A 1,190-nucleotide genomic window follows, 5' to 3' on the forward strand; every position below is an offset into this window, starting at 1 on the left:
GCGCTGCCTGAGCTGCCGGACCGGCTACGCCCCTCTTGCGGCATCGACGCGGTCCGGTCCAGGGCCTGGATCTGGGATTTCTCGTCCACGCTGAGCACGATCGCGTTCTCCGGGGGTGCGAGGTAGAGGCCGACGACGTCGGTGACCTTGGCGACGAGTTCGGGATCGGTGGAGTACTTGAACGTCCCGGCCCGCCAGGGTTGTATGCCGTATTCGCGCCACGCCCGGGCGACCGTGGCGTTCCCGATCTTCAAATGCCGTGCCAGCAGCCGTGAGGACCAGTGGGTGACCCCGTACTTCTTCGGCGGCGGGGCGAGGGTCGCCGCCACGACATCGGTGTGCTCGACCAGCCGCGGCCGGCCGGGCCGGGCCGCATCGGCCAGGCCGTCGAGTCCGTCGCGGAGGTACCGGGCCCGCCACTTGACCACCGTCGCACTCGACGCCCCGGTCAGCTCCTGAATCCGCACATTCGGAAGTCCTTGCGCGGCAAGGGAAACAATCCTCGCCCGTTTCACCAGACCCGCCGGAGCCGTCGTCGACCGCAGAATCCTTTCGAGTTCGCCGGCATCGCCGTCACGGAGCGTCAGTGCGGGAGCGGGAGAATTCGCCATAACCAATTCTCCCGCCCCAACAATAATTTAGGAATTAACGACACGCGACACTAGGTCCTGCGCGGGACGCTGACCACGACGTGCTGTCAGGATCTTCAGTCTGTTCGATCCGCCCGGGCCCGACGAGGCATCGAACGAGCCTTTACCCGCTGTAGACCTCTGCGTCTACTACCGTGATCTGGTAGCCGCGCTGCGCGCACGCGAATCGGTAGTCCTCGAATTTCTGTGCGCTCTCACCAGTCACCGCATGGTCGGATCCATGGGAAGAGTCGGGTCCAGCGGAGAAACGCCGCTATGGAATCGTTCGTGGCACTGCCGGAGAAGAATGAACCACCCCAGGTTCTCTGCCGCTCCTATGCGGGCTGCAGCCTGAGGTTGAGGGCAGCGTAGTGGCTGTGTTCGTACTCGATGGGTGGGATGTGCCCGAGGTGTGAATGCAGCCTGCGATTGTTGTACCAGTCGACCCACTCTGATGTCGCGTACTCGACGTCGGAGATCGTCGCGAACGGCCGGGAATGGAAGATCGGGGTGCGGATGCACTCGGTCTTGTACAAGCCGTTGACCGACTCGACCAGAGCA

Annotated in this window: 2 protein-coding genes; both read right to left on the reverse strand. The window is 64.1% G+C overall.

What is annotated here, in order from left to right; translation table 11 throughout:
• Positions 1-467: helix-turn-helix domain-containing protein (locus tag ACJMNC_RS18110; protein ID WP_408949339.1), on the reverse strand; the 467-nt coding region annotated here is incomplete at its 3' end.
• 497 nt (positions 468-964) lie between these two features.
• Positions 965-1,190: integrase core domain-containing protein (locus tag ACJMNC_RS18115; protein WP_408949340.1), on the reverse strand; the 226-nt coding region annotated here is incomplete at its 5' end.

Origin of the sequence: Gordonia sp. VNK21, assembly GCF_046098115.1 — a bacterium.
In the GTDB taxonomy this organism is placed as follows: Bacteria; Actinomycetota; Actinomycetes; order Mycobacteriales; family Mycobacteriaceae; genus Gordonia.